This window comes from Massilia aurea (genome assembly GCF_014200505.1).
GTDB lineage: Bacteria > Pseudomonadota > Gammaproteobacteria > Burkholderiales > Burkholderiaceae_D > Telluria > Telluria aurea_B.
On sequence record NZ_JACHBX010000002.1, the window covers coordinates 303,792 to 323,617 of the forward strand.

Consider the following 19,826-nt stretch of genomic DNA (forward strand, 5'->3'; position numbering starts at 1 on the left):
CAAAACTTGGATCCCCGCCTGCGCGGGGACGACCGCTGGGAGCCGACAAAGTCGGCTCTGACGCGGTCGATTAACGCGAGTACAGTTCGACGATCAGCGCTTCGTTGACGTCAGCAGCGATTTCGTTACGCTCTGGGAACGAACGGAAGGTGCCTTCCAGCTTCTTGGCATCGACCGACACCCAGCTTGGGAAACCGATTTGCTCAGCCAGCGACAGGGCTTCAGCGATACGTACTTGCTTCTTGGCTTTTTCGCGCACAGCGACGACGTCACCGGTCTTGACCTGGTACGAAGCGATGTTCACGACCTGGCCGTTGACGGTGAAGGCTTTGTGGCTGACCAGCTGACGTGCTTCAGCGCGGGTCGAACCGAAACCCATGCGGTACGTCACGTTGTCCAGACGCGCTTCCAGCAGCTTCAGCAGCGTTTCGCCGGTGTTACCCTTGCGACGCGACGCTTCTGCGAAGTAGCGGCGGAACTGGCGCTCCAGGATACCGTACATGCGCTTGACTTTTTGCTTTTCGCGCAGTTGGTTGCCGTAGTCCGAGGTGCGGGCACCCGACTTGACACCGTGCTGGCCTGGCTTGATGTCCAGTTTGCACTTCGAGTCGAGCGAGCGACGTGCGCTCTTGAGGAACAGGTCAGTGCCTTCACGGCGCGACAGTTTTGCTTTTGGTCCGATATAACGTGCCACGTTAGATTCCTTTAATAATTGATCACGCCCCAGAGTGCAGAAGCACCCAGGCGCTAGTCCAGCTCTGGAAAGTCAGGCCGGACGTGGCTTGCATCACCCACCGCTAGAGCAGCAGGCGACAAGAGCCGGGCAGTATATCCCATTTACGGGCAACTGCACCGGCTTTTCTTGAAAACACAACGGGGCTATGCGCCCCGAGCATCGATTACCAAGTACATGGGCTGGCGGCAAGCCGCCCTCCCCTGCAACTTAGATACGGCGACGCTTTGGTGGACGGCAACCGTTGTGTGGAACTGGGGTGACGTCCTGGATCTCGGTGATCTTGATGCCGAGGTTGTTCAGTGCGCGCACAGCCGATTCACGGCCTGGGCCTGGGCCCTTGATACGCACTTCCAGATTCTTCACGCCCGATTCCTGAGCGACCTTGCCAGCAGCTTCGGCAGCAACCTGCGCTGCGAACGGGGTCGATTTGCGCGAACCCTTGAAGCCGGCGCCGCCGGAAGTTGCCCACGACAGAGCATTGCCCTGACGATCGGTGATCGTGATGATCGTGTTGTTGAAGGACGCGTGCACGTGGGCGATACCCTCGGCAACGTTCTTCTTGACTTTCTTGCGGACGCGCGCTGCTGCCGCGCTGCTTTGTTGCTTGGCCATAGTCGGTTCCTAGATTATTTCTTGAGCGATTGAGCTGCCTTACGCGGGCCCTTACGGGTACGCGCGTTGGTGCGGGTACGCTGACCGCGGACCGGCAGGCCCTTACGGTGACGCATGCCGCGGTAGCAGCCCAAGTCCATCAGACGCTTGATGTTCATGGACAGTTCGCGGCGAAGATCGCCTTCCACGACAAACTTCGCGACTTCGTCACGCAGCTTCTCGAGTTCGTTATCGTCCAGGTCCTTGACTTTTTTGGTGGTCGCGATACCGGTTGCGTCGCAGATTTTCTGCGAACGCGGACGGCCAACACCGTAGATCGCCGTCAGGCCGATAACAGTGTGCTGATGATTTGGGATGTTAACCCCTGCAATACGTGCCATTCGTTATTCCTCGAAATTAACCTTGACGCTGCTTGTGACGCGGCTCGACGCAGATCACACGGACCACGCCCTTGCGCTTGATGATCTTGCAGTTGCGGCAGATCCGCTTGACTGAAGCGTTAACTTTCATTTTGCACTCTCTTCGGTTCGTTTACTTGATGATGTGTTTTTACTTGGTGCCGAATACGATGCGGGCCCGGGACCACGATAACGGGGTCAACTTCACCATTACCGGGTCACGCAGGCAGAAGCGAACACGCATTCTACCCGAGATCGACCCCAGGCTCACATTTCGTTTTCCAGCTTCACGCGGAACGTCGCGTTTGGGAGAGTCTTTCGACCCTCCCCTTGCATTCGGATGACATCGTCTTCTGCCATTCGCGCCATGCACCCGACTACTTATCGCGTCGGGACGCCACCCTTGAAGTTCGCCTTGCGCAGCAGTGAATCATATTGCTGCGACATGACGTAGTTCTGTACTTGTGCCATGAAGTCCATCGTCACCACAACGATGATCAGGAGCGACGTGCCACCGAAGTAGAAGGGAACCTTCCACTGGGCGGTCATGAACTCCGGCACCAGGCACACCAGGGTGATGTAGACAGCACCAGCCAGGGTCAGGCGCATCAGGATCTTGTCGATATAGCGAGCGGTCTGATCACCCGGACGGATGCCCGGTACAAACGCGCCACTTTTCTTCAAGTTGTCCGCCGTTTCCTTGCTGTTAAATACCAGCGCAGTATAGAAGAAGCAGAAGAACACGATCGCCACCGCATACAGCAACGCGTGGATTGGCTCGCCCGGCGCCATCGACGCCGCCAGATCCTTCAGGAACCCGATCACCGGGCCGCTGGAATCCTTGCCACGGGTGAACCAGTCGACAATCGTCGCCGGGAACAGAATGATCGACGACGCGAAGATCGGCGGGATCACGCCTGCCATGTTCAGCTTCAAGGGCAGGTGGCTGGTTTGGCCACCGTAGATCTTGTTGCCGACCTGGCGTTTCGCGTAATTAACCAGAATCTTGCGCTGTCCGCGTTCCACGAACACCACCGCATACGTCACCGCAGCGATCAGCAGAACGATCAGGATGGCCGAGAAGCTGCCGATCGAACCGTTTGACACCAGGGTGAACAAGCCACCCAGCGCCGACGGCAAACCTGCTGCGATGCCGGCAAAGATGATGATCGAAATGCCATTGCCAAGACCACGCTCGGTAATTTGCTCGCCCAGCCACATCAGGAACATGGTGCCGGTCAAGAGGGTCACGATGGTGACGAAACGGAAGCCGAGACCAGGGTCAATGACCAGGCCAGGCTGCGCTTCGAGCGCGACAGCGATACCGAACGCCTGGAAGAGTGCCAGCGCAACCGTGAAGTAACGGGTGTACTGGGTAATCTTGCGGCGGCCGGACTCGCCCTCTTTCTTCAACGCCTCGAGTTGCGGCGAAACGATCGATGCGAGCTGCATGATGATCGAAGCCGAAATATAAGGCATGATGCCGAGCGCGAACACGGTAAAGCGGGACAAGGCGCCACCCGAGAACATGTTGAACATGCCCAGGATGCCGCCTTCGTTCTGCTTGAACAGCGCAGCGAGCTGCACCGGGTCAATCCCGGGGACCGGAATATGAGCACCGATGCGGTACACGACCAACGCGCCAAGCAAAAACCACAGCCGGGCCCATGGGAATCCGGAAGCGGCGCTTTTACCAAGTTGTGAATTAGTCGCCAATTTTTGCTCCGATCAGGCAGCGATCGCTTTACGCGACCGAGCCGCCAGCTGCTTCGATTGCCGCTTTAGCGCCGGCGCTCACTTTCAGGCCTTTGAGGTTCACCGCTTTGGTGATCTCGCCGGACAGGATGACGCGCACGTCACGTGCCAGAACCGACAGAACGCCAGCCGCTTTGAGCACCAGGATGTCGACTTCGCCGACGGCCAGGTTGTTCAGATCGGACAGACGCACTTCAGCCTTGAACGTTGCGTTCAGCGATTTGAAACCACGCTTTGGCAGACGACGCTGCAGAGGCATTTGACCGCCTTCGAAGCCGACTTTGTGGAAGCCGCCCGAACGCGACTTTTGACCCTTGTGACCACGGCCGGCAGTTTTGCCGATGCCGGAGCCGATACCGCGGCCGACGCGACGCTTATAGTGCTTGGCGCCGTCAGCTGGTTGAATGGTATTGAGTTCCATTGATTTCTCCGTTCGCAAGCCCGAGGGCTTACGAAACCACTTTCACGAGGTACGATACTTTGTTGATCATGCCACGCACGGACGGGGTGTCTTGCAACTCGGAGACCGAGTTGACGCGACGCAGACCCAGACCGCGCACGGTGGCACGGTGATCCTGACGGGTACCGATCAGGCCCTTGACGAGCTGAACTTTAACGGTGTTAGCCATGTGATTTCCCCTTAACCCAGGATGTCTTCGACCGACTTGCCACGCTTGGCGGCGATGTCGGAAGCAGTGCTCATTTTCGACAGACCGTCGAGAGTTGCGCGCACCAGGTTGTATGGATTCGACGAGCCGGTCGATTTAGCGACCACGTCCGTCACGCCCATCACTTCGAAGATAGCGCGCATTGCGCCACCAGCGATCACGCCGGTACCAGGCTTAGCTGGCATCATCATGACGCGCGAGGCGCCATGACGACCGGACACGGTGTGGTGCAGCGTACCGTTCTTGAGTGGCACCTTGATCAGGTTGCGGCGGGCTTCTTCCATCGCTTTTTGCACGCCGACTGGAACTTCCTTCGACTTGCCTTTGCCCATGCCGATGCGGCCATCGCCGTCACCGACAACGGTCAGCGCTGCAAAACCCATGATACGACCACCCTTGACCACTTTGGTCACGCGGTTGATCGCGATCATTTTCTCGCGCATGCCATCATCCGGCTTGTCGCTTGCCATTTTCGCTTGCATTTTTGCCATGACGATTCTTCCTTAGAACTTCAGACCGGCTTCACGCGCGGCTTCCGCCAGCGCCTTCACCCGACCGTGGTAACGGAAACCGGAGCGATCGAACGCGACTTCGGTGATTCCTGCTTTCAGTGCTTTTTCTGCGACGCGCTTGCCGACCAGAGCGGCTGCTGCAGCGTTGCCGCCGGCGCCAGTCTGACCTGCCAGCTCGGCGCGCACTTCAGCTTCCAGAGTCGAAGCCGACACCAGTACTTTTGCGTCCGGGCTGATCAGGTTCGCATAGATATGCAGGTTGGTGCGGTGAACCGACAAACGGTTCACGCCCAGCTGCGAGATCTTGATGCGGGTCTGACGTCCACGACGCAGACGTGATTCTTTCTTGTCCATGTCAGCTCCGATTATTTCTTCTTGGTTTCTTTAAGCTTCACCACTTCGTCCGAATAACGGACACCCTTGCCTTTGTAAGGCTCAGGCGAGCGGTAAGCGCGAACTTCAGCGGCAACCTGGCCGACCTTTTGACGATCGATACCCTTGATCAGGATCTCGGTCGGGGTCGGAGTTGCTGCAGTAACGCCTTCTGGCATTGCGTGCAGCACCGGGTGCGAGAAGCCCAGGGACAGGTTCAGGGCGTTGCCCTGCACTGCTGCCTTGTAGCCCACGCCGACCAGGTTCAGCTTCTTCTCGAAGCCCTTGGTCACGCCGGTTACCATGTTGTTGACCAGAGCACGCAGGGTGCCGGACATGGCGTTCGATTCACGCGAATCATCGACTACGTCGAAGGTCAGCGTGCCATTGTTGTTTTCCACTTTGACCAGGCCGTTCAGGGCCTGGGTCAGGGAGCCCAGCGGGCCCTTGACGGTGATCGACGACGCGTTGATCGCGACTTCGGCACCGGCAGGGACGGCGATAGGCATCTTAGCTACTCGAGACATCGTCTACTCCTTAAGCCACGTAGCAAATCACTTCGCCACCGACACCGGTAGCGCGCGCTTTGCGATCAGTCATGACGCCTTGCGGAGTCGACACGATTGCCACGCCCAGGCCGTTCATGACGGTTGGGATCTCGTCTTTACCTTTGTAGATACGCAGGCCTGGACGGGACACGCGCTCAAGGCGCTCGATGACCGGACGGCCAGTGTAATACTTCAAACCGATTTTCAGTTCCGCTTTACCACCTTCGGAGGTGACAGCGAAATCCTCAATGTAACCCTCGTCCTTCAGGACGTTGGCAATGGCAACCTTGACTTTTGACGACGGCATTGCGACCGTGGTTTTCTGAACAACTTGTGCGTTGCGAATGCGGGTCAGCATATCGGCGATAGGATCGCTCATACTCATTGCATATTCTCCTATTACCAGCTTGCTTTGGTCATACCAGGAATTTCGCCCTTCATGGCGAATTCGCGGACTTTGGTACGTGCCAGACCGAATTTACGGAATGTGCCACGTGGACGGCCAGTGATGGCGCAGCGGTTACGCTGACGGGTCGGCGCCGAATTGCGCGGCAGAGCCTGCAGCTTCAGACGCGCTTCGTAGCGTTCTTCTTCCGTCTTCGACTGGTCGTCGATGATCGCTTTAAGAGCGGCACGCTTCGGGGCGAATTTCTCCACCAGGTCTGCACGCTTCTTTTCGCGGTTAATCAGTGAAAGTTTTGCCATTGCTCTTAGTTCCTGAACGGGAATTTGAAGGCGGCGAGCAGCGCTTTGGCTTCTTCGTCGGTCTTAGCAGTCGTGGTTATCGAGATGTTCATGCCACGCAGTGCATCGATCTTGTCGTAGTCGATCTCTGGGAAGATGATCTGTTCCTTGACACCGATGTTGTAGTTGCCGCGACCATCGAACGATTTACCATTAACACCGCGGAAGTCACGCACGCGCGGCAGAGCCACGGTGATGAAGCGGTCCAGGAATTCGTACATACGGGCGCCGCGCAGGGTCACCATCGTGCCGATCGGGTAGCCTTCGCGGATCTTGAAACCAGCGATTGCCTTGCGTGCCTTGGTGATCACTGGCTTCTGGCCGGCGATCTTCGTCAGGTCGCCAGTGGCGTGCTCGATGATCTTCTTGTCAGCGACTGCTTCCGACAGACCCATGTTCAGGGTGATCTTGGTCAGACGTGGCACTTCCATCACCGACTTGTAACCGAATTTCTCGGTCAGCTCGGCGACGACTTTTTCTTTGTAAATTGCTTGGAGACGGGCCATTTATTCTTACCCCTTCACTACTTCGCCGCTCGACTTGAAGACGCGGACTTTTTTGCCGTCCTGGTCTTTGAAGCCAACGCGATCTGCCTTGCCGGTCGCTGCGTTGAACAGCGCGACATTCGACACGTGAATCGGCATTGTCTTGTCGACGATACCACCAGTAACACCGGTCATCGGGTTAGGCTTGGTCGCTTTTTTAGCGACGTTGACGCCTTCGACGATGACGTGTTCAGCGTCTACACGCTGTTGAACGACACCGCGCTTGCCCTTGTCTTTCCCGGCCAGAACGATGACTTCGTCGTTTTTACGAATCTTATCCATGTCGTATCCTTACAGAACTTCAGGTGCCAGCGACACGATCTTCATGAACTTTTCAGTGCGCAGCTCGCGCGTCACTGGTCCGAAGATACGGGTACCGATTGGCTCCAGCTTGGCGTTCAGCAGGACAGCGGCATTGCCGTCGAACTTGACCAGGGAACCATCCGGGCGACGCACACCTTTTGCGGTGCGCACAACCACGGCATTGTAAATTTCACCTTTTTTGACGCGGCCACGTGGGGCTGCGACTTTAACGGTGACCTTGATGATGTCGCCAATGCTCGCGTAACGGCGCTTCGAGCCGCCCAACACCTTGATGCACAGAACTTCCTTTGCACCCGTGTTGTCGGCTACTTCGAGCCGGCTTTCGGTTTGAATCATAGTATTTTCTTTCCCAACTTAAGCCGAAGAAACCCCACAATTTGTGGGCCTGCGGTCAGTCTTGGTCCCGCCGTAACGCCCCTGCTGGAGCACCACGATTGGGTGATTGGACTTTCCAATAACGCTCTTCGTTACAGGCCGCACTTGCCGAGGGGGACAAACTGCGGCAACACATGAACGAAGCCCGCTAGTATCTCAGATACCAGCGGGCCACGCAAGACAATTTTTAAAGCTTAGAGGACTGGTGCTACCAACAGCACCTGGGTGACCGTCCAGGCTTTCGTCTTCGAGATCGGGCGACCTTCTGCGATCTCGACGGTGTCGCCAATTTTCGCTTCGTTCGCTTCGTCGTGCGCGTGATACTTGTTCGAGCGCACGATGATCTTGCCGTACAGCGGATGCTTGACGTGACGTTCGATCAGTACGGTTACCGTCTTGTCCATTTTGTCGGACACGACTTTACCGACCAGCGTACGCTTCAGCGCCGTTTTAGTGGTGTCGTTCATTTGGCTTCCTTCGTGTTCATCACAGTCTTCACACGCGCGATATCGCGACGTACTTTCTTGAGCTGCGAGGTATTCCCGAGCTGCTGGGTGGCGACTTGCATGCGCAGACCGAATTGGGCCTTGAGCAGCTCGTTCAGCTCCTTCTGCAGCGCGTCCTGGTCCTTGCCGCGGAGTTCCGATGCTTTCATATACAACTCCTGTTATTGACCGACCTGGCGAACCACGAACGTGGTAGCCAGTGGCAGTTTGGCAGCGGCCAGGCGGAATGCTTCGCGCGCCAGGGTTTCATCAACGCCGTCCATCTCATACAGGACTTTGCCTGGCTGGATTTCAGCGACGTAGTATTCCGGGTTACCTTTACCGTTACCCATACGAACTTCAGCTGGCTTGTTCGAAATCGGCTTGTCCGGGAAGATACGGATCCAGATACGACCGCCACGCTTAATGTGACGGGTCATGGCGCGACGTGCCGCCTCGATCTGACGTGCAGTGATACGGCCGCGGGCAACTGCCTTCAGACCGAATTCACCGAACGAGACCGCGGTGCCGCGGGTGTGCGAAATGCCGGTGTTACGGCCTTTCTGCTCTTTACGATACTTCCTGCGCGATGGTTGCAGCATGCTTATTCTCCTGCTTTCTCAGCTGGGGCAGCAGCAGGTGCAGCGGCAGCCGGGGTCGCCAGCTTGACAGCTGGACGAGCGCGGACAACTGGTGCTGCAGTGGCTGGACGTGCGCCGCCTGCTGGGCGTGGGCCGCGCGATGGCTTGCCATCGTCACGACGTGGGCCGCGTGGCTTCTTGTCGTCCGGCGGGGTGTCGATGACTGGTGCTTCGCCGGTGACCGAACGGTCGCCCTTGTAGACCCAGACCTTGACGCCGATGATGCCGTACGTGGTCGATGCTTCGCTGGTGCCGTAGTCGATATCGGCGCGCAGGGTGTGAAGTGGCACGCGACCTTCGCGGTACCATTCGGTACGTGCGATTTCGATGCCGTTCAGGCGACCCGACGACATGATCTTGATGCCGACAGCGCCCAGACGCATTGCATTTTGCATCGCGCGCTTCATTGCACGACGGAACATGATGCGCTTTTCGAGCTGTTGCGAGATCGAATCGGCGATCAGCTGCGAATCGATCTCAGGCTTGCGGATCTCTTCGATATTGACGTGCACTGGCACGCCCATGATCTTCGCCAGCGACGACTTCAGCACTTCGATGTCTTCGCCTTTTTTACCGATCACGACACCAGGACGCGACGAGTAAATGGTGAAACGCGCGTTCTTGGCAGGACGCTCGATGACGATGCGACCGACCGAAGCGTTCTTCAGCTTCTTTTTCAGGAAAGCGCGTGCTTCCAGGTCTTCCAGCAGCATGGCTGCGAAGTTGCCGTTACCAGCATACCAACGCGACGACCAGTTACGGGTGACCGCCAGGCGGAAGCCGGTTGGGTGGATTTTCTGACCCATTCTGTGACTCCTTAGTTACCGACAGTCACGTAAATGTGACAGGATTGTTTAGAAATACGATCGCCGCGGCCTTTTGCACGTGCCGTGAAACGCTTCAGGATCGGGCCCTTTTCGACATAGATCTGAACGATTTTCAGTTCGTCGATGTCCGCGCCATCATTGTGTTCCGCGTTGGCGATTGCCGACTCGAGAACCTTCTTGATGATCGTCGCGCCCTTTTTTGGGCTGAATTGCAGAATGTTGAGTGCTGCGTCAACTTTCTTGCCGCGAATCAGATCGGCCACCAGGCGGCCTTTTTGTTCCGACAGGCGCACGCCTTTGAGGATAGCTTTAGTTTCCATTATTTTTTCGCCTTCTTGTCAGCGGCGTGGCCCTTGAACGTACGGGTCAGCGCGAACTCGCCGAGCTTGTGGCCGACCATGTTCTCCGACACATACACAGGAACGTGCAGCTTGCCGTTGTGAACAGCGATCGTCAGACCGATGAAGTCTGGGGAGATCGTCGAGCGGCGCGACCAGGTTTTGACTGGCTTTTTGTCTTTGTTCGCTTGCGCGGCTTCGACTTTTTTCACCAGGTGGGCGTCAATAAACGGCCCTTTTTTCAATGAACGAGTCATTTTTTATCCTTATTTCTTGCCGCGGCGCGAAACGATCATCGACGAAGTACGCTTGTTCGAACGCGTCTTCTTACCCTTGGTCTGCTGGCCCCATGGGGACACTGGGTGACGACCGGCTGCAGTTTTACCTTCACCACCACCGTGCGGGTGATCGACAGGGTTCATGACCACACCGCGAACGGTTGGACGAACACCACGCCAGCGCATCGCGCCAGCTTTACCGATCTTGCGCAGGCTGTGTTCGGCATTGCCGACTTCGCCAATGGTAGCGCGGCACTCGATGTGCACGCGACGGACTTCACCCGAGCGCAGGCGGACCTGAGCGTAGGTGCCTTCACGTGCCATCAGCACGACGCCGGCGCCGGCGGTACGGGCCATCTGGGCACCCTTACCTGGCAGCATTTCGACGCAGTTCATGATGGTACCGACTGGGATGTTGCGGATCGGCAGGCAGTTACCGGCCTTGATCGGCGCTTCCGAGCCATTCATGATGCTATCGCCGACAGCCATGTTCTTGGTGGCGATGACATACTGACGCTCACCGTCCGCGTAGCACAGCAGTGCAATGTGCGCGGTACGGTTTGGATCGTATTCGATACGCTCGACCTTGGCAGGGATGCCGTCCTTCTGGCGCTTGAAGTCGACCAGACGGTAATGCTGCTTGTGACCGCCGCCCATGTGACGGGTGGTGATGTGACCGTTGTTGTTACGGCCGGCAGTTTTCGATTTCTTTTCAACCAGGGCTGCGAATGGACGACCTTTGTACAGGCCTTCAGTCACAACTTTCACCATGCCGCGACGGCCTGGGGAGGTTGGCTTCATCTTAACGAGTGCCATTATTTAGCCTCCTCGACAAAATTGATTTCCTGGCCTGGCTTCAGGCACACGAAAGCACGCTTGGTGTGGTTGCGACGACCGTTGAAACGGCCCGAACGCTTCTGCTTGCCTTCACGGTTCAACGTCTGGACCGATTCGACCTCGACTTTGAACAGCAGTTCGACAGCAGCCTTGATTTCTGGCTTGGTCGCGTCAGGCATGACCTTGAACACGATCTGCTCGTTCTTTTCCGCGACGAAGGTAGCCTTCTCGGAAATGATCGGAGCCAGCAGCACCTTCATCAGGCGCTCTTCGCTAAATTTGATTGCGGCGCTCATGCGTACATCTCCTCGATCTTGGCCAGAGCAGCTTTCGTGACCAGGATTTTCTTGTAGAACACCAGCGACATCGGGTCAGCGTGCTTAGGCTCAACGACCAGAACGTGCGGCAGATTGCGCGATGCCAGCTCGAGGTTTTCATCGATGGTATCGGTGATCACCAGGACCGAGTCCAGACCCATGCCCAGCAGTTTCTGCGACAGCAGCTTGGTCTTTGGTGCTTCGATCGACAGGTTCTCGACGACACTCAGACGGCCTTCGCGGGCCAGTTGCGAGAAGATCGAGCAGATACCTGCGCGGAACATCTTCTTGTTAACTTTGTGCGTGAAGTTTTCTTCTGGGCTGTTCGGGAAGATACGACCACCGCCGCGCCACAGTGGCGACGACGACATACCAGCACGAGCGCGGCCGGTACCTTTTTGGCGCCATGGCTTCTTGGTCGTGTGGTGGACTTCTTCACGATCTTTCTGCTTGCGGTTACCGCCACGTGCGTTAGCAGCGTAGGCGACGACGACTTGGTGAATCAGGGCTTCGTTGTATTCACGACCGAACACTTCATCGGCGGCTGCAACATTGGCGCCGTCTTGACCTTGCTCATTCAGGAGCTTCAGTTCCATGGCTTACGCTCCTTTCTTGAGTTTGGTTTTAACAGCAGGCTTGACGACCACTTGGCCGTTCTTCGCGCCAGGTACGGCACCTTTAATCAGCAGCAGCTGACGTTCAGTGTCGATGCGAGCCACTTCCAGGTTCTGGGTGGTGACGGTGACGTCGCCCATGTGACCGGTCATGCGCTTGCCTGGGAACACGCGGCCTGGATCCTGGGCCATACCGATCGAGCCAGGAACATTGTGCGAACGCGAGTTACCGTGGGTAGCACGGCCCGATGCGAAGTTGTGACGCTTGATGGTACCGGCGTAGCCTTTACCGATCGAGGTGCCTTGCACGTCGATTTTCTGGCCCACTTCGAACAGCGAAGCATCGATGGTGTCACCGGCTTTGAGTTCGGCGGCTTTGGTGGAATCGATGCGGAATTCTTTCAGCATCGTACCGGCTTCGACGCCAGCTTTGGCGTAGTGACCGGCAGCGGCTTTCGTCACGCGCGAAGCACGACGTTGACCGTAGACGACCTGAACTGCGGTGTAGCCATCAGTTTCAGGGGTTTTGATTTGTGCGACACGGTTGTTCGACACATCCAGCACGGTGACAGGGATTGAATCACCCTCGTCCGTGAAGATACGCATCATGCCAACCTTGCGACCGAGAAGGCCCAAGCTCATTTTTTCTCCATTCCCACCTACGATTGGGCGGGGGTAGTTGAACTACTAAATAATACGGGCAATAAAAGACGCACCCGTACCGAAGCCGGCTAGTATAGCGCGCAAACGGCAACGGCGCAACAGGAAAAATCGGCATCGAGACCGGTCCTGTTGCGCTTTTCGCAGTATCTGGAGAATGAAGAATCCGTTCGAGCTGAACGGCACAGACAGGCACAGCATCGTGCGCCTTGTCTCTACAGGCATCAACCATTGCTGGGAGCCTGCGACTTGAATTTCTGGTGGGCGGTGCAGGATTCGAACCTGCGACCCCTTGGATGTCGACCAAGTATTCTAACCAACTGAACTAACCGCCCGGGGAGCCGAATTATACGAGGCATGCTGGAACTTTTGCAATAGCTTTTTTCGGTGTTTCAACTTTCGGCAGAAGATTGGCATCACCGGAAGCCAGCGGCCGAGGCGAATCGCCGGTTGTGCCTGCCCCATCAAAATGTTATTGTACAAATGTATTTCGAGGACGGGTTTCGTCGTGCGCACCTGGCGCACGTGGTCTCCGGCACCCATGCCGGCGCTGCCCTTTCTTTTCCGCCTGGCGGCCCCGGCCCTGTCGAACGCGCACTTCTTCGTACAACAAAGCGCGCTTCGCGTCATCCGCCTTTCCCCGGCCCGCGCGCCTCCCCGGCGACTTCGCGGGCCCCGACCTGCGCCGTCAGTCCACACCTGGTCTGCTGGCGGACGCATTGCTGCAAGGATGTACAACATGACTGTCATTGATACACAACGCTGGCCCCGCCTGCTCGACCCTTCCCGCCTTGTCCTCGCTACCGATCTCGACGGCACGCTGCTGGCCGGCACCCATGAGGCGCGGCGCCGCATCCGCGAACTGTTCTCGGGCGCCCTGCCTGGCGCCAAGCTGGTCTTCGTCACCGGCCGCGGCCTGGAAACCGTCATTCCGCTGCTGAGCGATCCCACCGTCCCGCGCCCTCATTACATCATTGCCGACGTCGGCGCCACGATCGTCGATGCCGACCTGCGCCCGGTCGAGCCGCTCGCGCACGAAATTGCTGCCACGTGGCCTGGCACCCATGAAGTGCTGCGCGCGCTCAGTGGCTTCCCGCAACTGGTGCGCCAGCTCGTGCCGCAGGAGCGGCGCTGCTCGTTCTATGCGACCGAGTCCGCCATCACGCCGGAGCTGCGCGCGGCAGTCGACGCCCTCGGCTGCGATCTGCTGTTTTCGGCCGGGCAATACCTGGACGTGCTGCCGCGCGGCGTTGGCAAGGGCGCCGCCGTGCGCCGCCTGGCCGAGGTGGCCGGGTTCGATCCGGCCCATATTCTGGTAGCGGGCGACACACTGAATGACCTGTCGATGTTCGAGGCGGGCTTTCGCGGCGTGGTCGTGGGCGCCGCCGAACCGGCGCTGGTCGAAGCCGTGCGCAAGTCGCCGCGCGTGGTGGTGGCCGACGCCGCCGGCTGCGGCGGCATCCTCGAAGCCCTCAGCCGTCATGGCCTGCGCTTCGATGGCGACGACAGCCCTGCCGCTGCCCCAGCCTGCGGCGACGCCGAGCTGGTGATGGTGTATCACCGCCTGCCCTACGACGAAGTAATCGAGGATGGGGTGACCTGCGCGCGGCGCCCGAAAAGCCCGAACGGCATCATGCCCACGCTATTGAGCTTTTTCGCCGGCGGGCGCAAGGGCTCGTGGGTCGCCTGGTCGCAGCAGAACAGCCGCACACCGGCCGGCTTTGTCCCGCACGTCGCCGTGGATGCGGCGCGCTATCCGCACCTGAAAGCAGCCCGCATCGCGCTCACGCCGGACGACATCGACCAGTTCTACAAGAAGTTCTCGAAAGAGGCGTTCTGGCCGATCATCTTTTCGTTCCCCGACAAAGCCGTGTTCCGCCAGGACCACTGGGAACGCTACCTCGAGATCAACCGCCTGTTCGCCGAGCAGACCGCGCGCGAAGCGGCGTACGGCGCCACGGCCTGGATCCACGACTACAACCTGTGGATGGTACCGGCCTTCCTGCGCCCGCTGCGGCCCGACCTGAAGATCGCCTTCTTCCACCACACGGCGTTCCCGTCGAGCGACGTCTTCAACATCCTGCCATGGCGGCGCGACATCATCGGCAGCCTGCTGCAATGTGACTACGTGGGCTTTCACATCCCGCGCTACGTCGAGAATTTCGTCGACGCCGCCCGTTCGTGCGCGCCGGTGCAGATCGTCGACGGCGTGGGCTGCGCGCCGCGCTTTTTGACCTTCGGCTGCGCACTGGGCGTAGATCACATGACCACCGCGCTCGAGGTGAATGGCCGCCAGGTCGCGCTGGGCGCCCATCCGGTCGGCACCAACACGGACCTGATCGACACGCTGGTGCAAACCGACGCCGTGCAGCAGCAGATCGCGGAGATCGACGCCTACCTGGACGGCAAGACCGGCATCGTCTCGATCGAACGCCTCGACTACGTGAAAGGCTCGCTGGAAAAGCTGCAGGCCTATGAACGCATGCTCGAACAGCACCCGGAATTGCTGGGCAAGGTCACGCTGCTGAACATCATCACGCCGGCCGCCAGCGGCATGGACATCTACGACAGCCTGCGCGAAGACCTGGACCGCATCGTCGGGCGCATCAACGGGCGCTTCTCCACGATGGACTGGGTGCCGGTGCGCTACTTCTACCGCAGCCTGCCGTTCGAGCAGGTGGTGGCCCACTACGCCGCCTGCGACATCGCCTGGATCACGCCGCTGCGCGATGGCCTGAACCTGGTGGCCAAGGAATATGTCGCCACCCGCCATGCAACGGGCCGGCCCGGCACGCTGGTGCTGTCCGAATTCGCCGGCGCCGCCGTCGAGCTGCACGGCGCGCTGCTGGTCAATCCGTACGACGCCAACGCGATGAGCGCGACGCTGTACGACGCGCTGACAATGGGCGCCGACGAAGTGGCGTACCGCGCCGGGCGCATGGCGGCGATCGTGCGCGGTCACGACGTGACGCGCTGGGGCGACGACTTCCTGGCCGCGCTGGCGGCACTGCCGGCGCCGGGTAATGAACAACCGATCAACGAGCGCGCCGCGGCCTGACATGAACTACATCATCCTTGCCAATCCCGTGGCCGACTGGCTGATCGCGCTGGCGGCCATGGTGGCCGTCACCATCGGCCTGGACGCCCTCAAGTCGATCATCGCACGGCGCCTGGGTGCGGGCGCCACGCAGACCGAAACGGGCACGCCCGCGCTGCTGCACGACATCGCCGCCGCCACGCTGCGCTCGACGAAGCTGGTGGTGCTGGGCTTTGTCGGCCTGTATGTCGGCGCCAGCCTGCTGACCCTGCCCGCGAAAGCGGACCTGTTCATCGGCCGCTTCGCCATCACGGCGCTCTTGATCCAGGTCGCGCTGTAGGGCGATACGGGCCTGCGCACCTGGCTGCGCGTCACGCGCGCGCAGCGCAGCGAAGACCCGGACCGCGTCACCTCATCGGCCGCCGTCACCTTTTTAGTGCGCGTCGCGCTGTGGGCCATCGTCGCCCTGATGGTGCTCGACAACCTGGGCGTGAACATCACCACGCTCGTGGCCAGCCTGGGTATCGGCGGTATCGCCATCGCGCTGGCGGTGCAGAGCATCCTGGGCGACCTGTTCGCGTCGCTCTCGATCGTGCTCGACAAACCGTTCGTCGTGGGCGACTTCATCATCGTCGACAAGATGCTCGGCACGGTCGAGAAGATCGGCCTGAAGACCACCCGCGTGCGCAGCCTGGGCGGCGAGCAGATCGTGTTTTCGAATAACGACCTGCTCAAGAGTCGCATCCAGAACCTGCGCCGGATGGCGTCGCGCCGCGTCGTGTTCGGATTTGGCGTGTCGCACCGCACGCCGGAACCGCTCCTGCGCGCGCTGCCGGCCCTGCTGGAAGAGATCGTGCGCGCCCAGCCGCAGGTACGCTTCGACCGCGCCCACCTGAGCGGCCTGGCCGCGCCGAGCTTCAACTACGAAGTCGTGTACTACGTCGACAACACCGACTACACGATCTACATGGATATCCAGCAGGAGATCTATCTGCGCATCGTGGCGCTGCTGCAGGCGCAGGACGTGGCGCTGGCCTTGCCAGTGCAGACCGTGCAGCTGACGCGTGAAGCGCGGCCGCACGACAGCGCCCAGGCAGGCAACGACGCCGATGCATCGCTCGGAAAGGCTGCCTGACGCGGCATCCTCGCGCTACACTTGGCGCATGCACACGCCACTTCTCGCCCGCGTCCTGCGCTACGCAGCCCTCCAGGCCGACCGCGACGGCATCGCACCCACGCCGATCGCCGGCCTGGTCGCGATCCGCGTGAACGAGCGCAGCGCTTTGACCAGCCAGATTGCCCGCCCGCTGGCCTGCCTGGTCCTGCAAGGCAGCAAAGAGGTCAGCACGGGCGGGCAAACGCTCACGTTCCATGCGGGCGACTCTCTCCTGATCATGGCCGACGTGCCCACCCTCAGCCAGATCACGCAGGCCAGCAGCGCGGCGCCCTATTGTTCGCTGGTGCTGGACCTGAATCCGGCCGTGATTGCCGATCTGGCCACAGACATGGCGACGATCGAAGAAACCACCGGCGCGCCGGTACGCAGCGCGCCGACCGATGCGCACCTGGCAGACACCGCCCTGCGCCTGGTGGGGTTGATCGAGCGGCCCGCCGCGCTGCCGGTGCTGCAGGCCGCGCTGGTGCGCGAATTCCATTACTGGCTCCTGGCCGGTCGCCATGGCGCGGCAGTGCGGCGCCTTGGCCTGCCCGACAGTCACGTGCGCCGCGTGGCGCGCGCCGTCGCGCTGCTGCGCACCGACTATGCACGCCGGCTCCCGGTGGAGCAGCTGGCCGCCCTGGCCGGCATGAGTCCTTCCTCGTTCCACCAGCACTTTCGCGCGGTAACGTCGCTCACACCGCTGCAGTTCCAGAAGCAGCTGCGCCTGATCGAGGCGCGCCGCCTGATGCTCGCCGACGGCGTCAACGCCAGCACGGCCGCCCATGCGGTCGGCTATGAAAGCGTGCAGCAATTCACGCGCGAGTACGGGCGCATGTTCGGGCTGCCGCCGGTGCGCGACGTCATGAGGAGGGCAGTTGCGCAACGTGCGGCGTGACTTTGTGCCTGAGACAATATCAATATGATTCTTACATGATCTACGCACATCTATTAAAGTATAACCATGTATAAGCATGATGGAATATACTTTCTTATATATCTCTAGACATAGAAATCTCCATGGATCCCGTCAGAAATCCTTTTGCGCCCGGAGCGGGTAGCCAGCCACCGGAACTCGCTGGCCGTCAGCTGATTATCGAAGATGCACGTGTCGCCATCGAACGAGCCTTGCTGGGTAAGCCCAGCCGCTCCCAGATGTTCCTGGGACTGCGCGGTGTCGGCAAGACAGTATTACTAAACGCTGTCGAAACCATGGCCAAAGAGCGCGGCCATTTCACGTCAATCATTGAAGCGCCTGAAAGCAAGCCGCTGGGAGAGCTACTTCTGCCACGCGTGCATCAGGTTCTACGAAAACTCTCCCTGACCGACAACGCCAAAGCCAAGGTCCACGATGCAATGCGAGCCTTGCGCTCGTTCGCCTCGGCATTCAAGTTTGAATATGGAGATCTCGCCATTGCTGTCGATCCGGAGGTGGGAATAGCAGATAGCGGAGATCTGGAAAATGATCTTCCGGAACTCTTCGTACGTGTCGGCGAGGCAGCCAAGGCAGCGGGTAAAGCCTGGACGCTCCTGATCGATGAAGTACAGTATCTTGGCCAAAAAGACTTGGCCGCACTCATCGTTTCGCTACACAAAATCAATCAAGCCAATCTACCCGTACTGTTTTTTGGCGCCGGTCTGCCACAAGTTGCGGCACTATCCGGCGAAGCCAAATCATATGCGGAAAGATTATTTCATTACCCGGACATCGGCGCTCTTTCAGAGTCAGATGCCAAGGCGGCAATTCGTCAGCCCGTCAATGATGAAGGTGCTCGTATCGAGGATGATGCCCTGACCGAAATTTTTCTCAAGACCCGGGGTTACCCTTATTTCTTACAGGAGTGGGGGCATCAATCCTGGAACCTCGCGCAAGGCGATACCATCACGCTGAACGACGCGCGGCAGGCGGAAGCGAGAACACTCAAACGACTGGACGAGGGGTTCTTCAAAGTGCGCTTTGATCGCCTGACGCCGAAAGAGCGCGAATACGTTATCGCCATGGCGAAATTAGGCAACGGCCCCTATCGATCTTCCGACATTGCCGATGCACTTGGTGAAACAGCGCAGAGCCTTGGGCCGCGCCGGGCACAAATCATCAGCAAGGGCATGATCTACAGCCCCTCTCACGGCGATATCGCTTTCACTGTACCAATGTTCAACAACTACCTGATACGCAACCTGGCCATTATTGTGTGAGTCACACTTGCAAGCACTTGCGTGAACTGAAAAATGCGACCGCAATCGCCAGCATCAAATCGCCTGCCCGCCCGAGACTTCGATGCGCTGGCCGTTGATCCAGCGATTGTCCTGCCCCAGCAGGCTGGCGATCATCGGCCCGATATCGTCCGGCACCCCCACCCGGCCCAGCGCCGTCATGCCGGCAAATACCCCGTTCAGGTCCGGCGTGTCGCGCACCGCGCCGCCCATGAAATCCGTCTCGATCGCACCCGGCGCCACGGTATTGACCGCGATGCCGCGCTCGCCCAGTTCCTTGGCGAGATAGAGGCTCAGGATCTCGACCGCACCCTTGACGGCCGCATACGCACCAAAGCCCGGGAGTGCGAAACGGGTGAGGCCCGACGACAGGTTCACGATGCGCCCACCGTCGCCCAGCAGCGGCAGCAGCGCCTGGGTCAGGAAGAACACGCCCTTGAAGTGGACGTCGACCAGGTGGTCGAACTGCGCCTCGGTGGTGTCGGCGATGGGCGCCATGGCGCCGTGGCCGGCATTGTTGACGAGGTGGTCGAACTGTTCGCGGCCCCAGGTGTCTGCCAGCGCCGCGCGCAGGCTGGCGGCAAACGCGGGGAAGCTGGCGACGTCGCCCACGTCGAGCTGCAGCGCCAGCGCCTGGCGGCCCAAAGCACGTACCTCGTCGACCACGGCCAGGGCCTCGGCTTGGCGGCTCTGGTAGGTGATGATCACGTCGCCGCCGCGGCGGGCGATGTGCAGTGCGGTGTTGCGTCCCAGGCCGCGGCTGGCGCCGGTAACGAGAGCGATCGTGGTCATGATGGTGATTCCTTGTGGGTTGGAGAGGGCCACCAGTATGT

31 protein-coding genes, 1 tRNA gene and 1 pseudogene are annotated in these 19,826 nt (G+C 59.6%); 5 read left to right on the forward strand and 28 right to left on the reverse strand.

Annotated elements, in window-relative coordinates; genetic code table 11:
- Nucleotides 1–70: 70 nt before the first annotated feature.
- The 27 genes and pseudogenes from rpsD to HD842_RS10835 form a co-directional block, all read right to left on the reverse strand.
- Nucleotides 71–694 (reverse strand): 30S ribosomal protein S4, encoded by a 624-nt coding sequence (gene rpsD / locus HD842_RS10705; RefSeq protein ID WP_183554224.1) that lies wholly within the window; start codon nucleotides 692–694, stop codon nucleotides 71–73.
- A gap of 249 nt (nucleotides 695–943) precedes the next feature.
- Nucleotides 944–1,348, reverse strand: a complete 405-nt coding sequence (rpsK, locus tag HD842_RS10710; protein ID WP_005663404.1) for a 30S ribosomal protein S11 — start codon at nucleotides 1,346–1,348, stop codon at nucleotides 944–946.
- Between the two features lie 14 nt (nucleotides 1,349–1,362).
- Entirely contained in the window at nucleotides 1,363–1,728 is a 366-nt protein-coding gene (gene rpsM / locus HD842_RS10715; protein ID WP_183554226.1) for a 30S ribosomal protein S13, read from the reverse strand.
- A gap of 16 nt (nucleotides 1,729–1,744) precedes the next feature.
- Entirely contained in the window at nucleotides 1,745–1,858 is a 114-nt protein-coding gene (gene rpmJ, locus HD842_RS10720; RefSeq protein WP_005663407.1) for a 50S ribosomal protein L36, read from the reverse strand.
- A 39-nt stretch (nucleotides 1,859–1,897) separates the two neighbouring features.
- Nucleotides 1,898–2,106: pseudogene (gene infA / locus HD842_RS10725) on the reverse strand (translation initiation factor IF-1).
- Nucleotides 2,107–2,127: 21 nt separating this feature from the next.
- Nucleotides 2,128–3,462: a preprotein translocase subunit SecY gene (secY, locus tag HD842_RS10730; protein WP_183554228.1), complete on the reverse strand. Its 1,335-nt coding sequence runs from the start codon at nucleotides 3,460–3,462 to the stop codon at nucleotides 2,128–2,130.
- Between the two features lie 28 nt (nucleotides 3,463–3,490).
- Nucleotides 3,491–3,922 (reverse strand): 50S ribosomal protein L15, encoded by a 432-nt coding sequence (gene rplO, locus HD842_RS10735; protein ID WP_183554230.1) that lies wholly within the window; start codon nucleotides 3,920–3,922, stop codon nucleotides 3,491–3,493.
- A 28-nt stretch (nucleotides 3,923–3,950) separates the two neighbouring features.
- Nucleotides 3,951–4,130, reverse strand: coding sequence for a 50S ribosomal protein L30 (rpmD, locus tag HD842_RS10740; protein ID WP_123069947.1), 180 nt, complete (start codon nucleotides 4,128–4,130; stop codon nucleotides 3,951–3,953).
- An 11-nt stretch (nucleotides 4,131–4,141) separates the two neighbouring features.
- The gene (gene rpsE, locus HD842_RS10745) at nucleotides 4,142–4,660 is read right to left on the reverse strand and encodes a 30S ribosomal protein S5 (protein WP_183554232.1); all 519 of its coding nucleotides are present in this window, start codon (nucleotides 4,658–4,660) and stop codon (nucleotides 4,142–4,144) included.
- A gap of 12 nt (nucleotides 4,661–4,672) precedes the next feature.
- Nucleotides 4,673–5,035, reverse strand: a complete 363-nt coding sequence (gene rplR, locus HD842_RS10750) for a 50S ribosomal protein L18 (protein WP_183554234.1) — start codon at nucleotides 5,033–5,035, stop codon at nucleotides 4,673–4,675.
- 11 nt (nucleotides 5,036–5,046) lie between these two features.
- The gene (gene rplF, locus HD842_RS10755) at nucleotides 5,047–5,580 is read right to left on the reverse strand and encodes a 50S ribosomal protein L6 (protein WP_183554236.1); all 534 of its coding nucleotides are present in this window, start codon (nucleotides 5,578–5,580) and stop codon (nucleotides 5,047–5,049) included.
- A gap of 10 nt (nucleotides 5,581–5,590) precedes the next feature.
- Nucleotides 5,591–5,986 (reverse strand): 30S ribosomal protein S8, encoded by a 396-nt coding sequence (gene rpsH, locus HD842_RS10760; RefSeq protein ID WP_183554237.1) that lies wholly within the window; start codon nucleotides 5,984–5,986, stop codon nucleotides 5,591–5,593.
- Between the two features lie 14 nt (nucleotides 5,987–6,000).
- A complete protein-coding gene (gene rpsN, locus HD842_RS10765) occupies nucleotides 6,001–6,306 on the reverse strand; it encodes a 30S ribosomal protein S14 (RefSeq protein WP_183554238.1) in 306 nt (101 codons plus the stop codon).
- 5 nt (nucleotides 6,307–6,311) lie between these two features.
- Nucleotides 6,312–6,851 (reverse strand): 50S ribosomal protein L5, encoded by a 540-nt coding sequence (rplE, locus tag HD842_RS10770; protein WP_123069942.1) that lies wholly within the window; start codon nucleotides 6,849–6,851, stop codon nucleotides 6,312–6,314.
- Between the two features lie 6 nt (nucleotides 6,852–6,857).
- The gene (rplX, locus tag HD842_RS10775) at nucleotides 6,858–7,172 is read right to left on the reverse strand and encodes a 50S ribosomal protein L24 (RefSeq protein ID WP_171085179.1); all 315 of its coding nucleotides are present in this window, start codon (nucleotides 7,170–7,172) and stop codon (nucleotides 6,858–6,860) included.
- Nucleotides 7,173–7,181: 9 nt separating this feature from the next.
- Nucleotides 7,182–7,550 (reverse strand): 50S ribosomal protein L14, encoded by a 369-nt coding sequence (gene rplN / locus HD842_RS10780; RefSeq protein ID WP_183554239.1) that lies wholly within the window; start codon nucleotides 7,548–7,550, stop codon nucleotides 7,182–7,184.
- A gap of 233 nt (nucleotides 7,551–7,783) precedes the next feature.
- A complete protein-coding gene (gene rpsQ, locus HD842_RS10785; protein WP_183554240.1) occupies nucleotides 7,784–8,056 on the reverse strand; it encodes a 30S ribosomal protein S17 in 273 nt (90 codons plus the stop codon).
- The gene (gene rpmC, locus HD842_RS10790) at nucleotides 8,053–8,244 is read right to left on the reverse strand and encodes a 50S ribosomal protein L29 (protein WP_183554257.1); all 192 of its coding nucleotides are present in this window, start codon (nucleotides 8,242–8,244) and stop codon (nucleotides 8,053–8,055) included. Before rpmC ends, rpsQ begins: the two co-directional genes overlap by 4 nt.
- A 12-nt stretch (nucleotides 8,245–8,256) precedes the next feature.
- Nucleotides 8,257–8,676 (reverse strand): 50S ribosomal protein L16, encoded by a 420-nt coding sequence (rplP, locus tag HD842_RS10795; protein ID WP_145653055.1) that lies wholly within the window; start codon nucleotides 8,674–8,676, stop codon nucleotides 8,257–8,259.
- 2 nt (nucleotides 8,677–8,678) lie between these two features.
- Nucleotides 8,679–9,521: a 30S ribosomal protein S3 gene (rpsC, locus tag HD842_RS10800; RefSeq protein ID WP_183554260.1), complete on the reverse strand. Its 843-nt coding sequence runs from the start codon at nucleotides 9,519–9,521 to the stop codon at nucleotides 8,679–8,681.
- Between the two features lie 11 nt (nucleotides 9,522–9,532).
- Nucleotides 9,533–9,865 carry a 50S ribosomal protein L22 gene (gene rplV, locus HD842_RS10805; protein ID WP_183555278.1) on the reverse strand — a complete coding sequence of 111 codons (333 nt, stop codon included), beginning with the start codon at nucleotides 9,863–9,865 and terminating at the stop codon, nucleotides 9,533–9,535.
- Nucleotides 9,862–10,137, reverse strand: a complete 276-nt coding sequence (gene rpsS / locus HD842_RS10810) for a 30S ribosomal protein S19 (protein WP_119811777.1) — start codon at nucleotides 10,135–10,137, stop codon at nucleotides 9,862–9,864. The genes rplV and rpsS overlap by 4 nt, the downstream gene beginning before the upstream one ends.
- A gap of 9 nt (nucleotides 10,138–10,146) precedes the next feature.
- Nucleotides 10,147–10,974 (reverse strand): 50S ribosomal protein L2, encoded by an 828-nt coding sequence (gene rplB, locus HD842_RS10815; RefSeq protein ID WP_183554262.1) that lies wholly within the window; start codon nucleotides 10,972–10,974, stop codon nucleotides 10,147–10,149.
- On the reverse strand, nucleotides 10,974–11,291 hold the full coding sequence (gene rplW, locus HD842_RS10820; RefSeq protein WP_183554264.1) for a 50S ribosomal protein L23: 318 nt from the start codon (nucleotides 11,289–11,291) through the stop codon (nucleotides 10,974–10,976). Before rplW ends, rplB begins: the two co-directional genes overlap by 1 nt.
- Nucleotides 11,288–11,908, reverse strand: a complete 621-nt coding sequence (rplD, locus tag HD842_RS10825; RefSeq protein WP_183554266.1) for a 50S ribosomal protein L4 — start codon at nucleotides 11,906–11,908, stop codon at nucleotides 11,288–11,290. Before rplD ends, rplW begins: the two co-directional genes overlap by 4 nt.
- A gap of 3 nt (nucleotides 11,909–11,911) precedes the next feature.
- Nucleotides 11,912–12,568 carry a 50S ribosomal protein L3 gene (rplC, locus tag HD842_RS10830; protein WP_183554268.1) on the reverse strand — a complete coding sequence of 219 codons (657 nt, stop codon included), beginning with the start codon at nucleotides 12,566–12,568 and terminating at the stop codon, nucleotides 11,912–11,914.
- Between the two features lie 276 nt (nucleotides 12,569–12,844).
- A tRNA-Val gene (locus HD842_RS10835) sits at nucleotides 12,845–12,921 on the reverse strand.
- A 404-nt stretch (nucleotides 12,922–13,325) separates the two neighbouring features.
- Here HD842_RS10835 and ggpS point away from each other — a divergent pair.
- The 5 genes from ggpS (at nucleotide 13,326) to HD842_RS10855 (ending at nucleotide 18,975) form a co-directional block, all read left to right on the forward strand.
- Nucleotides 13,326–15,644 (forward strand): glucosylglycerol-phosphate synthase, encoded by a 2,319-nt coding sequence (gene ggpS, locus HD842_RS10840; RefSeq protein WP_183554270.1) that lies wholly within the window; start codon nucleotides 13,326–13,328, stop codon nucleotides 15,642–15,644.
- A gap of 1 nt (nucleotide 15,645) precedes the next feature.
- Entirely contained in the window at nucleotides 15,646–15,963 is a 318-nt protein-coding gene (locus HD842_RS24070) for a hypothetical protein (RefSeq protein ID WP_229424714.1), read from the forward strand.
- A 96-nt stretch (nucleotides 15,964–16,059) separates the two neighbouring features.
- Nucleotides 16,060–16,758, forward strand: coding sequence for a mechanosensitive ion channel family protein (locus tag HD842_RS24075; protein WP_370660823.1), 699 nt, complete (start codon nucleotides 16,060–16,062; stop codon nucleotides 16,756–16,758).
- Nucleotides 16,759–16,786: 28 nt separating this feature from the next.
- Nucleotides 16,787–17,677, forward strand: coding sequence for an AraC family transcriptional regulator (locus HD842_RS10850; protein WP_183554272.1), 891 nt, complete (start codon nucleotides 16,787–16,789; stop codon nucleotides 17,675–17,677).
- Between the two features lie 122 nt (nucleotides 17,678–17,799).
- Nucleotides 17,800–18,975 (forward strand): ATP-binding protein, encoded by a 1,176-nt coding sequence (locus tag HD842_RS10855; protein WP_183554274.1) that lies wholly within the window; start codon nucleotides 17,800–17,802, stop codon nucleotides 18,973–18,975.
- Nucleotides 18,976–19,029: 54 nt separating this feature from the next.
- Here the strand turns inward: HD842_RS10855 and HD842_RS10860 are convergent, their stop codons facing one another.
- Nucleotides 19,030–19,785 (reverse strand): SDR family NAD(P)-dependent oxidoreductase, encoded by a 756-nt coding sequence (locus HD842_RS10860; protein ID WP_183554276.1) that lies wholly within the window; start codon nucleotides 19,783–19,785, stop codon nucleotides 19,030–19,032.
- Nucleotides 19,786–19,826: the final 41 nt, after the last annotated feature.

Coding starts and splice junctions, on each gene's coding strand:
- rpsK (WP_005663404.1), bottom strand. CDS start 1,348: ATGGCCAAGCAACAAAGCAGCGCGGCAGCAGCGCGCGTCCGCAAGAAA.
- rpsM (WP_183554226.1), bottom strand. CDS start 1,728: ATGGCACGTATTGCAGGGGTTAACATCCCAAATCATCAGCACACTGTT.
- rpmJ (WP_005663407.1), bottom strand. CDS start 1,858: ATGAAAGTTAACGCTTCAGTCAAGCGGATCTGCCGCAACTGCAAGATC.
- rplO (WP_183554230.1), bottom strand. CDS start 3,922: ATGGAACTCAATACCATTCAACCAGCTGACGGCGCCAAGCACTATAAG.
- rpmD (WP_123069947.1), bottom strand. CDS start 4,130: ATGGCTAACACCGTTAAAGTTCAGCTCGTCAAGGGCCTGATCGGTACC.
- rpsE (WP_183554232.1), bottom strand. CDS start 4,660: ATGGCAAAAATGCAAGCGAAAATGGCAAGCGACAAGCCGGATGATGGC.
- rplR (WP_183554234.1), bottom strand. CDS start 5,035: ATGGACAAGAAAGAATCACGTCTGCGTCGTGGACGTCAGACCCGCATC.
- rplF (WP_183554236.1), bottom strand. CDS start 5,580: ATGTCTCGAGTAGCTAAGATGCCTATCGCCGTCCCTGCCGGTGCCGAA.
- rpsH (WP_183554237.1), bottom strand. CDS start 5,986: ATGAGTATGAGCGATCCTATCGCCGATATGCTGACCCGCATTCGCAAC.
- rpsN (WP_183554238.1), bottom strand. CDS start 6,306: ATGGCAAAACTTTCACTGATTAACCGCGAAAAGAAGCGTGCAGACCTG.
- rplE (WP_123069942.1), bottom strand. CDS start 6,851: ATGGCCCGTCTCCAAGCAATTTACAAAGAAAAAGTCGTCGCCGAGCTG.
- rplX (WP_171085179.1), bottom strand. CDS start 7,172: ATGGATAAGATTCGTAAAAACGACGAAGTCATCGTTCTGGCCGGGAAA.
- rplN (WP_183554239.1), bottom strand. CDS start 7,550: ATGATTCAAACCGAAAGCCGGCTCGAAGTAGCCGACAACACGGGTGCA.
- rpsQ (WP_183554240.1), bottom strand. CDS start 8,056: ATGAACGACACCACTAAAACGGCGCTGAAGCGTACGCTGGTCGGTAAA.
- rpmC (WP_183554257.1), bottom strand. CDS start 8,244: ATGAAAGCATCGGAACTCCGCGGCAAGGACCAGGACGCGCTGCAGAAG.
- rplP (WP_145653055.1), bottom strand. CDS start 8,676: ATGCTGCAACCATCGCGCAGGAAGTATCGTAAAGAGCAGAAAGGCCGT.
- rpsC (WP_183554260.1), bottom strand. CDS start 9,521: ATGGGTCAGAAAATCCACCCAACCGGCTTCCGCCTGGCGGTCACCCGT.
- rpsS (WP_119811777.1), bottom strand. CDS start 10,137: ATGACTCGTTCATTGAAAAAAGGGCCGTTTATTGACGCCCACCTGGTG.
- rplB (WP_183554262.1), bottom strand. CDS start 10,974: ATGGCACTCGTTAAGATGAAGCCAACCTCCCCAGGCCGTCGCGGCATG.
- rplW (WP_183554264.1), bottom strand. CDS start 11,291: ATGAGCGCCGCAATCAAATTTAGCGAAGAGCGCCTGATGAAGGTGCTG.
- rplD (WP_183554266.1), bottom strand. CDS start 11,908: ATGGAACTGAAGCTCCTGAATGAGCAAGGTCAAGACGGCGCCAATGTT.
- rplC (WP_183554268.1), bottom strand. CDS start 12,568: ATGAGCTTGGGCCTTCTCGGTCGCAAGGTTGGCATGATGCGTATCTTC.
- ggpS (WP_183554270.1), top strand. CDS start 13,326: ATGACTGTCATTGATACACAACGCTGGCCCCGCCTGCTCGACCCTTCC.
- HD842_RS24070 (WP_229424714.1), top strand. CDS start 15,646: ATGAACTACATCATCCTTGCCAATCCCGTGGCCGACTGGCTGATCGCG.
- HD842_RS10850 (WP_183554272.1), top strand. CDS start 16,787: ATGCACACGCCACTTCTCGCCCGCGTCCTGCGCTACGCAGCCCTCCAG.
- HD842_RS10855 (WP_183554274.1), top strand. CDS start 17,800: ATGGATCCCGTCAGAAATCCTTTTGCGCCCGGAGCGGGTAGCCAGCCA.
- HD842_RS10860 (WP_183554276.1), bottom strand. CDS start 19,785: ATGACCACGATCGCTCTCGTTACCGGCGCCAGCCGCGGCCTGGGACGC.